This window comes from Nocardioides sp. NPDC054178 (assembly GCF_055585005.1).
The window spans coordinates 109,980-121,813 of the sequence record NZ_JBVJKY010000004.1; the positions used below are offsets into that span (position 1 = coordinate 109,980).

Consider the following 11,834-nt stretch of genomic DNA (forward strand, 5'->3'; position numbering starts at 1 on the left):
CTTTTGCCAGCGGCCCGTTCTGACTGCCGAACCTTGCCCCTTCGGAGGACTGGAATTCCTAGCACGTCAGTACTGGTCGCAGCGCACGACATGGGGCCGCTCTGGGCCATGTTGCCAGAACAGCCCCGCGCCGGCTGCCGCTTGTCACCAGGGTAGGTCTGACCTATGGGCGAGGGAGGCCTGGCCTCGTCACCGCTTCTTCACTCGCAGTGTGGCGAACACGGCGTTCGCCAGATTCGTGCACTTCTTCTCTGTGTAGAACTCGCCCCGGCACTCGATGACCGTCTGGATGCCGTCGGCACCGTTGCCGTCCTTGCGCATCGCGACGCCGATGTAGTCCAGCCTCCAGGTGTCGATCTTGCCCCGGTCTTCTTTCCACAGCGACTTCTGTCCCGACGCGATGACGTCGTAGACCACACCGTCCTTGGTGATCGATGGCTTCTGGGTCGCCGGGCCCCAGGTCTGCCGGTTCTCCAAGTCGATCTTGGTGACCTCAGTGCGCATATCGTCGACGTCTAGGTCATTGCCCAGGGCATGGGGATCGTAGTCATGGATCTCCAGACTGACTGTCGCCTTGCTCTTTCGACGGTTGGGCTTGCTGTCGTCGTAGACGATGGCGGCGCTCTTGGAAACTCTGTAATCCGAGGAACCTCCCGGCGACACCGCCAGGTCGTTTTCCTCTCCCCTTGGCACCGCGAGCCACCCCTTGCCCGGCAGTCGGACGACAGCTGACTTATAGGACAACGCGGACACTGGCGGCCAAACCTCGGGCGTAGGCAACCCTGACTCCGGCGCCCGCGAACAGGGCACTGACCAAGCGAGGCATCCCTCCTCGGAGGGACTGCTCGACGTGTTGCTCGTTGGGTCGGCTTTGCCGGCCGAGGTCTCATCGCCCGCTTGGCATGCCGTCGCGAACGAGGAGAGCGCGACGATCGTCAGCGCTACACGCGAGAACTTGAACTCGGCCACCCGATTGACCCCTTCACAAGCGCTCATGTAAGTAAAGCCGATTCAATCCGCGCTGGAGTCGATGGTCAAGCACCGACCGCGGGCGCCGTCTACTCCCCGGCTCGTAGGCGCCGTCGGATCCGTGCAGCACTGAGCGACTTCCACAACACGCTCGCCTTATCAGATGTACAGGACGATATCGACGAGGACGGGTCGGCCAAGACCTGCTCGGCGGACTGCCAGCGTGACTGATCGAACTCAAGTCACGCGCATTAGGCAACCGGAAGAAGAACGACCGTGGCTGACTCATCACGGGTCACCTCGATAGGACCGTCCTGCGGTTGACCGACTCGACTGGGCGTTGGCCCCGGGCAACCGCCAGATCCCGGCCGGCCCCGTCGAACCAGCATCACGCACTACAACAGCGAGTGCCCTGGACCCGGATACGGGTTTCAGGGCACTCGCGATTCACGCTGGGTCTGCCCACCGATGGTCGACCGCCCTGCGTGATCACGGATAGCGTCGGCGTGCGGCACGGAGAGCAGTGCTCAGACCCGGATACTTTCATCGAGCCTGACGTCGTAGACGGTTCGTGGCGCGGGTGGCGTCACGCAGGACCCCCGAGCGTCGACACCAGCGTGGTGAGAGCCTCGGTCTCGGAACGCTGGTCGGGGCTCGAGGCGCGCACGGCGCTCAGGGCATCATCGATCTCCTGGTCGAGGTAGGTCCACGTCACGCAGTCCTTGGTCGCGAGGCGCGATTCGGCGTTGTCCCAAGAGGTCTCGAGGTCGGTGATCCTCGAGGCCGCGCCGGACTGGTCGTCGGCCTGAACGAGGGCCAGGGTGTCTTGTGAGATCGAGCGGAAGTGGCTGACGTCATCCCGAGGGAAGGCGGACGCGGTCTGCTGCTGTGCTTCGGCGGGGCTGAGCGAGGATGTGTCGCCGGAGCAGGACGGGGCCTTGCCCTCCTCCGCGTCGAGCGCGCTCGCGTGCGGCTGGCTGTTGGCATAGGCCAGGATCGCGCAGGTCGCGATGGCGACTGCTCCGAGTGCGGCCAGGGAGTTGCGCTCGCGCCGCGGGCTGTCCGGTGCGGGTGTCCTCTGTCCACCGGTCACGGTGTGCTCGCCGCCTCCTTCGATCACGTCGGCGCGGGAGAGCGAGAGGTAGATGACGGTGGCCAGGATCGCGGCGAGGAAGATCAGGCTGGTCACCATGGTGCCCAGGCCGAGGCCCTTCTCGCTGGTCGGGGTGACGAACCAGTCGCCGATGTTCGCCCCGAGCGGACGGGTCAGGACGTAGGCGAGCCAGAAGCTGAGCACCGAGTTGGCGCCGTAGCGCCACAGGGCGGTGATCATCAGGATCAGGGCCAGCGGAAGGAGGACGGACTTGCCGGGACCCCAGCCGGTGAGCTCGAGCGTCCAGTCGCCGGTGGCGGTCCCGAGCGCGAAGGTGACCAGGACGGTGAGCCAGTAGAAGGACTCGCGGGGCCTGGTGACGATGCTGTGGATGGAGAGGGTGCGCTCGCGGGCGTACCAGATGCCGAACACCGCGGCGAGGAGCGTCGAGAACACGGTGGTGCTGATCCACAGCGGCACGGCGTACTGGTCGGTGAGGATGTCGGTGTAGAGCGTCCCGGTGACGCTGACCACGACGACGGTGAGCCAGTAGATCGCCGGCACGTAGCGCCGTAGCCGCATCTGGATCGTCAGGACGATGGCGAAGGCCGCCGTGAAGATGACCGCCGTCGGCACCAGGCCCACGCCGAGGGTCTCGTTGATGTAGTCGGCGAAGCTCTCGCCGACCGTGGTGCACAGGATCTTGATCACCCAGAACCACAAGGTGACCTCCGGCACCTTGTTGAGCATCTGGCGCGCGCTTGGTCGTACGTCTATGGCTTGCATCGAAGAAGACATGGGCAGAGCATCGGTCGCTCCGCCTGACACGAACCTGAACAGGTCATCGAGGGAGTTCGGGCAGACCGTCACGCTGCGGGGAGGGTGATGACGAGGCGGGTCGCCAGCGGCCCGTCGGCCACGCGTACGTCTCCACCCATGCTGCGCGCGACCCGGCGCGAGAGCGCGAGTCCGAGACCGGCTCCGTCACCGGTCGTGTGGCCCGGTTCGAAGACCAGCTCGCGCCGGCTTGCCGGAATGCCCGGACCGTCGTCATCGACGTACAGGTCCACGTAGCCGGGGCGTGGGGTAGCGGAGGAGACTTCGATCCTTCGGGCCAGGCGGCCGGCGTTCGCGACGATCGGCGAGATCGCTCGCACGGCGAGAGCCTGGGGCAGCAGGACTCTGACGGCCGGGTCGACGGCGATGTCGATGCTTCCGTGGTCGAGCGGGCCGACAGCCTCGAGGACCGCTTCCCGCAGGCCACAGGCTCCGGGCAGCCCCTGGCCGGTGTGGGTGCGGGCGAGCTCGAGGAGGCCCTCGATCGTCAAGCCCATCTGCTTTGCCGCTGCCGCGATCTCCTCGAGGCTGTCTCGCGCTGAAGCGGGGCTGAGGTCGCGGCTCAGGGTCAGGTCGGCGTTGGCCCGGATGGTCGCGAGCGGGGTGCGGAGCTCGTGGGCGAGCTCGGAGGTGAGCCGTTGCTCTGAGCGGATGGCGATCGCGACGCGCTCGAGGAGTCGGTCAAGGGTGCGCCCGAGGCTTGCGATCTCGTTGCTGCCCGGGCCGAGGTCGAACCGATGGGTGAGGTCGTGCTCGCTCCAGTCGTCGGCTGCGCGGGTCATCTCGGCGACCGGTGCGAGTGCGCGTCTGCTGACCCACTGGGCTAGCCCGGCGGCCAGGGCGATCATCATGAGGCCGGCGCCGACGCATACCAGGAGCGCCTGGCGCTCGGCGCGTTCATAGGGCGAGAGCCGCTCGGTGACCACGACGACACCGGAGGTGCCGTCACCGGTGGTGAAGGGCTCGGCCAGCACCCGGCTCTCGTCGGATCCGGCGTGATCGACGGTGCGACGATGGCGGACCGTGGCGAGGTCGGCGTAGATGGTGCGCTGCGAGCGAGGGATGCTGCCGGCCGCCAGTCGCCCGTCGGCGCCGTAGACGGCGACGCCCGCGTCGAGCAGGTCGTCCGGTACGAGGAGCCCCCCGTCGGGCGCCGTCGAGATCGAGCTGATGACCGTCTCTGCGCGGTCCTCGAGCACCGTGTCGAGACTGTGCTCGGTCGATCGGGCGAGCACCAGCTGCACCAGAATGGTCAGGGCGACGACACCGATGGCGGTGACGGCGGCGGTCAGGGCGACGAGCTGGCGGCGAAAGGACCCTCGTGGGTCGAAGATCATCGGATCTCTCGCTCGTGACGATCGTCGGGCTCGATGGGATGCAGGCGAAAGCCGATGCCCCGGAGAGTCTGGATCTCCACAGGGGCGTCGACCTCGGTGAGCTTGCCCCGCAGCCGCCGCATGAGGGAGTCGACGGTGTTGTCGCTGACCATCGCACCGTCCGGCCAGGCGGCGGCGACGACCGCATGTCGCCTGACCGCCTCCCCGGAGCGGCCCGCGATCGCGGCCAGCATCCGGAACTCCGTCGGTGAGAGCAGCACCTCGCCGGCATCGGTACGCAACGAGTGCGTGGCGGGGTCGAGGATCAGGCCGGAGTGGTTCGACCCGTTGGTGAGCTGCCGACCGCGTCGCCCCAGGACCGCGACCCGAGCAAGCAGCTCCTTGATGTCGAAGGGCTTGGCGACGTAGTCGTCGCCACCCGAGCTGAACCCGGACAACCTCTCGTGAACCGCGCCGAGGGCGGTCAGGAACAGGACCGGAGCCTCTTGGCCCGCGGTCTTCAGCGCCTGGCACACGTCCCGGCCGTCGGCGTCGGGGAGCCCGATGTCCATGACGACGACGTCGAGCCCGGCGCCGCGCCCGAAGAGCTTGAGGGCTTCGCCGCCGGTGTGTGCCATGACGACGTCGTGACCCGCCAGGTCGAGTGCCTGACGCAGGACGCGACGCAGCGAGGGGTCGTCTTCGCAGATGCCGACGGTGAGTCTCACCCGACCGATGGTGCCAGCACGAGATCAAAGCGCGACGCACAGGCCGAATGTGTCGCCGAGCGACGGCGCCGAGGTGGCCATGCTCGGTGTGCACCCGGGCCTGGGACGGGTGGGCCCCACATGACCGATCCGCTGCCTCCGCTCACCACCTCGTCCTCCGTTCCACGGACGGCCATCAGATAGTCTAGTCATTTGACATGGTGTCTACCGAAGCCTACCGTGACTGCGGCCACAAGGTGGTCGAGTCGTGCTGCGAAGGAGACACATGGGCAAGATCGTGAACACCGTTCTGGGGCCGGTCCCCGCCGGCGAATTGGGGCTGACGCTGACCAACGAGGCGCTGTTGTCGGTGCTGCCCGGAGCGCAGTACGCCTACGACATCGATCTCGACCGAGCAGCTGTGTTCGAGGCGCTTGCGACGAAGCTGCGCGCCTTCAAGAAGGTCGGTGGCGGAAGCATCGTCGACGTCACCGGCCAGTTCGCCGGTCGTGACCTGCGCTTGTACGAGGCGCTCTCCCGCGCAACCGGCATCCACGTGGTCGCCTCCACCGGACAGGGGCCGGAGGGCATGCTCGGCGGCTACTTCCTGACCCCGCAGACCAACCCGCCGACCCCGTGGCCGGCCGAGAAGTGGGCAGACCTGTTCTGTGCGGAGGTCACCGACGGCATGGTCGTGCCGCGGGTGGAGCGCCGCGGACACGCAGGGGTCATCGCTACCGCGGTGACCGCCGAGGGGGCTACGCCCACCGACGTCGAGCTGCTACGCGGCTCGGCCCGTGCCGCGCTGGCAACCGGTGTGCCGGTCACGTTCGTGGCCGGAGCCGATGCGGTCGCCGAGCTCGCCGTCATCACCCAGGAGGGCCTGAACGCCAGTCGGGTCGCGGTCTCGAGCCCCGGATCCGCCGCTGCGAAGCTGGCCGAGCAGGGCGCGTACGTCGTCCTCGCAGGGGCATCCGAGGCTGCGGCGCTGGCCGAGTCGGGGCATGCGGATCGAATCCTCCTTGCCACCGGGCGAGCGGGGCAGGCCCTCGGCCACGAGGTGCCGGAGGCGGCGTACGACCGTCTGATCTCCGCCGTGCGGGCGGACCTGCCCGGGGAGCTCGCCGACCAGATCTTGATCACCAACCCGGCCACGTTGCTGGCTGTGAAGGAGGACTGAGCGATGGGCTCTGTGAACACCGTCCTGGGGACGATCCCGGTCGAGGAGCTCGGCTTCGTCGCCGTCCATGAGCACATCGGCTACGGGATGCCGGGCTCCGAGCTGGACACCCGGTGGTGGAAGACCCCCGAGGTCCGTTACGAGGAGACCGTGCCGAAGCTGCGGAGGTTCGCTGAGAACACCCGGCCCTACGGCGCTGCGACGTTCGTCGACGCCACTGGCATCTGCAACGGCCGCGACGTCCCCTACTACCAGTCGCTCTCGGAGAAGACCGGAGTGCACATCGTCGCCTCGACCGGGTTCGTCGGCGGCGACACCGCGCTGCCGTTCTTCGAGCGGGCCTCGGTGGAGTACCTGACCGAGCAGTTCGTCCACGAGATCACCGTCGGCATCCCCGGCACCACCGCGCGAGCCGGGATCATCAAGGTCGGCGTCTCCCGGGGATTCCGGATGAAGCCGCTGGACCTGCGGATCTACCGGGCCGCCGCCCGTGCTGCGCTCGCCACCGGAGTGCCGATCTTCACCCACCTCGCCGTCGACGTCGAGCCCGCCGTCGAGGTCTTCGCCGAGGAGGGGCTGCCGCTGCACCGGGTGCTCTTCGGTCACGCCGACGACGGTGTCTCCCAGGGCAAGGTGAAGGACCGCTGGATCGCTGCGCAGGGCGGGCGGATCGGCTTCGACACCTTCGGCTACGACCTGGAGCTGCCCGACCCGCCGTTCTGGGGGCGTCCCCGCGCCGAGCGGCTCGAGCACTTCCTCGGTTACCTGCGCGACGGCCTGGTCGACTCCGTCCTCGCCTCCGCGGACGCCAACTGCTCACCGCTGGGCTGGCCCGGCGTCAAGGGCCACACCGTCAACTACCTCTTCGAGACCCTGCTGCCCGCCTTGCGCGAGAACGGCGTCACCGAGGAGACGATCCACCGGATCTTCGTCGAGCTCCCCGCTGCCTTCTTGGACCAGCAGAGCCTGGGCCGGCAGGGCCCCGCGCTGTCCTCTCTCACCACGAACTGAAAGACCACCATGGACCTGAAGAACCTCACCATCGCGATCGTCGGCGGCGGCTACGGCGGCCTGGCCGCCGCCAAGGCGCTCTCCGTGGCCGGCGCGAACGTCACCGTCTACGAGCAGGCCTCCGAGATCAAGGAGGTCGGCGCCGGGATCGGGCTGCGACCCTCCTCCTTGGCGCAGTTCCGTGCCTGGGGCGAGCTCGAGGCCATCACGAGCGTCTCCAACGCGTCGGAATCGTTCCAGATCCTCACCGCCGAAGGTCACCCGATCGCCGAGGAGATCTGGCCCGAGGTCGACGTGCACGGCGTGACCACCCATCTGATCCACCGCGGCGACTTCATCGAGGCACTCTTCGCCACTCTGCCGAAGAGCATGGTCAAGCTCGGCCACCGGCTGGAGAAGATCGCCGACAACGGCCCGAGCGCGACGTTGAGCTTCGCCGATGGCCAAAGCGAGACCTACGACCTGGTCGTCGCCGCCGACGGGATCAAGTCGGTGATCCGCGAGCAGCTCTTCACCGATGCCCAGCCGGTCTTCGCCGGGGAGCACGCCTACCGAGTCGTCGTCGAGGACGCCGACCTGCTGAGCCTGGTCGCCGACGGCAAGCTGCGGATGTACATCGGCCGCGGCACCAAGGTCTACCTCCTCCCGCTGCTCTCCCGGGGCCAGGTCTCCTTCGACATCACCGCCCTGGACGTCGACGGCACCTGGGCGCCCGAGGTCGACCTCGACTACATCCTGAAGACGGTGGAGGGCTTCGACCCCCGCATCGTCGACGCCACCCGACGGCTCGACCTCGCCGCGGTCAACAAGCGCGCGGTCTACGACATCGACCCCGTCGAGCGGTGGTCCACCGACTCGGTGGTCCTGCTCGGCGACGCCGCCCACGCCATGTGTCACCACCAGGGCCAGGGCGCCAACTCGGCGATCCTGGACGCCGGCGCTCTCGCCGGCGCCCTGGTCGCGGCGGCTTCGGTGCCGGAGGCGCTCGAGGCGTACGTCGCCGAGCGCAAGCCGGTCACCGACGAGCTGCAGCGGATCTCCCGTCAGGGCTGGAGCGAGGACGAGGTCAATGACGTCTTTCCTGGTCAGAAGCCGAACTCCGGACGTCAGGAGGGCTGATCACAGATGCCCATCCATCCCGAGGTCGCCAAGGTTCTGGCGACGCTTCCCGCCCCTTCCGCCGTGCTCGACCCGGTCGCGATGCGCGCCGGAGAGGCCAGCCAGGTTCCGCCGCTCGGGGACCGGCTGCCGATCGCGTCGGTCGAGGACATGTCGGCGGGTGACGCACCTGTCAGGCTCTACGCCGACTCCACCGACGCGTCCGGTGTCATCGTCTACTTCCACGGCGGCGCGTTCTTCCTGGGGTCGCTGGACACCCACGACCACGTCGCGCGCCATCTCGCGAGGGCGACCGGTCTGAAGGTCGTCTCGGTGGACTACCGGCTGGCTCCGGAGAACGAGTTCCCGGCGGGCCTCCACGACTGCTACGCCGCGGTGCGGTGGGTGCAGGAGAACGGCGAGAAGCTCGGCTGGGACGGTTCGACGCTCGCTGTCGCGGGCGACTCCTCCGGCGGCACGTTCGCGGCGGCGGTGGCCGCGATGGCCACGGACGACGGCTACGACGCCGTGACCCACCAGATCCTCTTCTACCCCTCGCTCGACCTCGACTTCGACGAGACGCGCTACCCGTCACTGGTGGAGAACGCGACCGGCTACGGCCTGGAGACTGCCGGTTTGAAGCCGTTCAACGCGTTCTACCTCGACTCCGGCGCCGACCCGGACAACCCGCTCGTCTCGCCGATCAAGCGGACCTCGTTCGAGGGCCTGCCCAAGGCGCTGGTCGTGACCGCGGAGTTCGACCCGCTGCGCGACGAGGGGGAGCGCTATGCCCAGAGGCTGCGGGAGGCCGGGGTCGAGGTGAACGCGGTGCGCTGGGAGGGCGCGAACCACGGGTTCGTCCAGAACTTCTCTCAGATCCCGGAGTTCGCCCAGGTCTTCGAGACCGTCGCCGCCTTCCTGCAGGAGGGCTGATGGTGGTCGATGTCCACCCGATCGCCGCTCCTTGGGGGCGGTTCGCGCTTTTCAGCTTCCTCATCGACGCCCCGGAGCTCGCCCTCGTCGACACCGGAGTCGCCGCATCGGCCGCCGCGGTGCCCGCCGAGCTCGAGAAGCTCGGGAGACGGATCGAGGACGTGAGGTGGATCCTGCTAACGCATGGTCACATCGACCACGTCGGAGGCGCCTACGCATTGTGGGAGGCCACCGGCCGCCAGGCGAAGGTGGTCATCTCGCAGACCGACGCACACTTCCTCCGTTCCCGGCGTGCGCACGTCGAGGAGGCGCTCGCGCTGCGCGGTGACTACGTGGACGCGACCGCACTCGAGGCGAGGAAGTCCGCCGAGGCGCTCGAGGCGATATCGGGTGAGATGACGCCTTCCCTGACCGTCGCGGACGGCGACGTGCTCGACCTCGGCGGGGTCTCGGTGCGCGTCGTCGCGGTGCCGGGGCACACGCCGGGTGCAGTGGCGTACGTCATCGAGGGGGCGAACGACGTCTTCATCGGCGACGCCGCGCAGGGCTACGGCGCGGCCAGCGGCTTCCCGGGGTTCGAGGATCCCGATGCCTACCGCGGCTCGTTGCAGAATGTGCTCGCCCTCGAGCCGGGCCGGCTGTTCCTCGGCCACCCTTACCGGCGCGCCGATGGCAGCCCGTTCCCGGTCGTGCTCGACGCCGCCGGCGCTCGCGAGGCGTTGGAGGCGAGCCTGGCCCGGGAGGCCGAGATCCGGGCTGCGATCACCGGCTTCCAGCCCGTCGAGACCGACTCGCGCTGCTCGCCCTTCGAACAGCTCGCCACCGAGCTGGGCTACGACGGCGACCCGACGCTGGAGCCGTCACCCTTCTTCACCTCCCTTCACGGTTACCGGGTGCTGAAGGAGCACTCATGACCGACATCCGCACGATCCAGGTGGGCACCGAGCAGGTCGCCGTCCACAAGGACCTCAGCGTGCCCATGCGCGACGGCGTGAAGCTCGCCGCTGATGCCTACGGAGGCGACGTCGGCGCCCCGCGCCCTGCGCTGGTCGCGCTCTCGCCCTACGGCAAGGAGCTCCAGGCGCTCGCCCTGACCATCCCGCCGCAGCGCCGGCCGTCCCCGCTTTGGGACGGCTGCATCGAGGCCGGTGACATCGCCCGCGTCGTGGCCGAAGGCTACGTCCACGTGATCGGCGATATTCGTGGCTCCGGAGCCTCCGAGGGCGACCACGTCGGCAACTACAACGCCGGTGGCGTGCCGCTGGGCCAGGATGCGTACGACTTCATCGAGTGGGTCGCCGCGCAGCCGTGGTGCGACGGCAACGTCGGCATGATCGGCATCTCGTACTTCGGGTCGATGCAGGTGCTCGCGGCGGCCGAGCGCCCGCCCTCGCTGAAAGCGATCTTCGTCTCCGGCGGGCACTACGACTTCTACGAGACGACCTACCACGGCGGCGTCATGTGGTTCATGCCGCGCGCCGCCCGCGAGGGGCGCGGCGGTGACTCCGGCTGGGCCTTCACCGACCGCACCACCTCACGGATGCTCGAGTGTGTCCCCGAGGAGGAGGTCAAGGCTCGAGTGGCCGAACGTCTCGCCGACCCCGATGTCCAGGCCTGGCCGAACCTCGTCCACACGCTGCACTACCCGAAGCACCACGAGGCGTGGTTCGACATCATCACCAACGACCTCGACGGCGAGTGGTACGAGGAGCGCAACCCAGTCAACCTCGCGAAGAACATCGACATCCCGGTCTGGCTCAAGATGGAGCAGGGTCGCGGCTGGACGCTCGACTCGACGATCGAGACGTTCCTCAACATCGGTTCGAAGCACAAGAAGCTGACCATCGGCCCGTACCCGCCGATGCAGTCGCGGCCGTGGGTCGAGGACCACGACGAGATGTTCCGCTGGTACGACAAGTGGCTCAAGGGCGTCGACAACGGTGTCGAGGAGGAACCGGCCGTCTCGGTCTTCATGGAGGGCACGAGGCGGTACGTCGAGGCCGAGGCGTGGCCGCCGAAGGCAGCCGAGCACAGGGCGCTCTACCTGCGTGGCCGTCAGAAGCTGTCGGAGACGCCGGAGCGCTTCGCCTCCGATGTCGCCGGTTACGAGGGCTATTTCCAGGCCCCGATCATCACGACCGACACGATCGGGATGCTGACCTGGTCCACCCCGGTGCTCGAAGAGCCGATGGAGCTTCTCGGCACCGGTGCGCTCCACCTCCACGCGGAGATCGACCAGGACGACACCAACTTCATCGCACGGATCTGGGACTACGCGCCGTCCGGCAAGCGCCAGCTCGTCTCGACGGCCTATCTCAAGGCGAGCCAGCGCGAGCTGGATCCGGAGCGCACCACCGAGGGCAGCCCGGTGCACCCGCACACCCGCAAGGTGCCGGTGGTGCCGGGCGAGATCAACGAGTACGTCCTTCGCATCTACCCGTTCGCAGCCACGATCCTGCCGGGGCACCGGCTCGTCGTGGAGCTCTCCGCCAATGAGCCGATGCAGGACGAGCACAACGCGCTGCTCCCGCCCGACTCGTTCCACCTGCCCATCGGGCGACCGACCACGCACAAGATCTACCGCGATGCCGAGCATCCTTCGCGGCTGGTGCTGCCGCTCGTCACGACCTGAGCACGCCACAACAGCACCGGGGCCGGTCCTCCATGGACCGGCCCCGGTGCTCTTTCTG

At 68.3% G+C, this 11,834-nt stretch carries 10 protein-coding genes; 6 read left to right on the top strand and 4 right to left on the bottom strand.

The annotated features are described in order from the left end of the window. Positions 1-189 precede the first annotated feature (189 nt). The 4 genes from ACZ6WN_RS16480 to ACZ6WN_RS16495 all read right to left on the bottom strand — a co-directional run bounded on the left by ACZ6WN_RS16480 (position 190) and on the right by ACZ6WN_RS16495 (position 4,943). The gene (locus ACZ6WN_RS16480) at positions 190-969 is read right to left on the bottom strand and encodes a hypothetical protein (RefSeq protein WP_465865990.1); all 780 of its coding nucleotides are present in this window, start codon (positions 967-969) and stop codon (positions 190-192) included. 586 nt (positions 970-1,555) lie between these two features. Beyond that, positions 1,556-2,812, bottom strand: a complete 1,257-nt coding sequence (locus ACZ6WN_RS16485) for a COG4705 family protein (RefSeq protein WP_465865991.1) — start codon at positions 2,810-2,812, stop codon at positions 1,556-1,558. Between the two features lie 116 nt (positions 2,813-2,928). Beyond that, positions 2,929-4,236 (bottom strand): HAMP domain-containing sensor histidine kinase, encoded by a 1,308-nt coding sequence (locus tag ACZ6WN_RS16490; RefSeq protein WP_465865992.1) that lies wholly within the window; start codon positions 4,234-4,236, stop codon positions 2,929-2,931. Continuing rightward, positions 4,233-4,943, bottom strand: coding sequence for a response regulator transcription factor (locus ACZ6WN_RS16495; RefSeq protein ID WP_465865994.1), 711 nt, complete (start codon positions 4,941-4,943; stop codon positions 4,233-4,235). Before ACZ6WN_RS16495 ends, ACZ6WN_RS16490 begins: the two co-directional genes overlap by 4 nt. Before the next feature lie 265 nt (positions 4,944-5,208). Here ACZ6WN_RS16495 and ACZ6WN_RS16500 point away from each other — a divergent pair, with 265 nt between their 5' ends. Genes ACZ6WN_RS16500 through ACZ6WN_RS16525 form a run of 6 tightly spaced genes read left to right on the top strand, consistent with a single transcriptional unit; the run spans position 5,209 to position 11,776 of the window. Continuing rightward, entirely contained in the window at positions 5,209-6,102 is an 894-nt protein-coding gene (locus ACZ6WN_RS16500; RefSeq protein WP_465865996.1) for a phosphotriesterase family protein, read from the top strand. 3 nt (positions 6,103-6,105) lie between these two features. Further along, complete coding sequence (locus ACZ6WN_RS16505) at positions 6,106-7,113, top strand: phosphotriesterase family protein (protein WP_465865997.1); 1,008 nt, start codon at positions 6,106-6,108, stop codon at positions 7,111-7,113. Between the two features lie 9 nt (positions 7,114-7,122). Next, the gene (locus ACZ6WN_RS16510; RefSeq protein ID WP_465865999.1) at positions 7,123-8,232 is read left to right on the top strand and encodes an FAD-dependent monooxygenase; all 1,110 of its coding nucleotides are present in this window, start codon (positions 7,123-7,125) and stop codon (positions 8,230-8,232) included. A 6-nt stretch (positions 8,233-8,238) separates the two neighbouring features. Then, positions 8,239-9,144: an alpha/beta hydrolase gene (locus tag ACZ6WN_RS16515; RefSeq protein WP_465866001.1), complete on the top strand. Its 906-nt coding sequence runs from the start codon at positions 8,239-8,241 to the stop codon at positions 9,142-9,144. Beyond that, the gene (locus ACZ6WN_RS16520; RefSeq protein ID WP_465866002.1) at positions 9,144-10,058 is read left to right on the top strand and encodes an MBL fold metallo-hydrolase; all 915 of its coding nucleotides are present in this window, start codon (positions 9,144-9,146) and stop codon (positions 10,056-10,058) included. Before ACZ6WN_RS16515 ends, ACZ6WN_RS16520 begins: the two co-directional genes overlap by 1 nt. Continuing rightward, positions 10,055-11,776 carry a CocE/NonD family hydrolase gene (locus ACZ6WN_RS16525; RefSeq protein ID WP_465866003.1) on the top strand — a complete coding sequence of 574 codons (1,722 nt, stop codon included), beginning with the start codon at positions 10,055-10,057 and terminating at the stop codon, positions 11,774-11,776. Before ACZ6WN_RS16520 ends, ACZ6WN_RS16525 begins: the two co-directional genes overlap by 4 nt. Positions 11,777-11,834 lie beyond the last annotated feature (58 nt).